This window comes from Photobacterium sp. DNB22_13_2 (assembly GCF_052873915.1).
On sequence record NZ_JBNNXU010000089.1, the window covers coordinates 1 to 308 of the forward strand.

A 308-nucleotide genomic window follows, 5' to 3' on the forward strand; every position below is an offset into this window, starting at 1 on the left:
GTCTACATGGGCTCGGTGGACATGGAGCGCCAGGCGCTGAATGTTTTCCGCATGCGCCTCATGGGCGCCAAGGTCGTCGGCGTCGAGGCCGGCCAGAAGACGCTCAAGGACGCGGTCAACGAGGCCATGCGCGACTGGGTGACCAACGTCCGCGGGACCCACTACATCCTCGGCTCCGCGCTCGGCGCGCATCCGTATCCGATGATGGTGCGCGACTTCCAAGCCGTGATCGGCGAGGAGTGCAAGGTGCAGATGCCCGAGATGATCGGCCGTCAGCCGGACGCCGTGATCGCCTGCGTGGGCGGCGG

The 308-nt window shown here is 67.2% G+C and carries 1 pseudogene; it reads left to right on the forward strand.

Annotation, left to right across the window (positions count from 1 at the left end):
- Positions 1-308 (forward strand): annotated as a pseudogene (locus tag ACVA58_RS27910) (tryptophan synthase subunit beta); the annotation flags it as partial.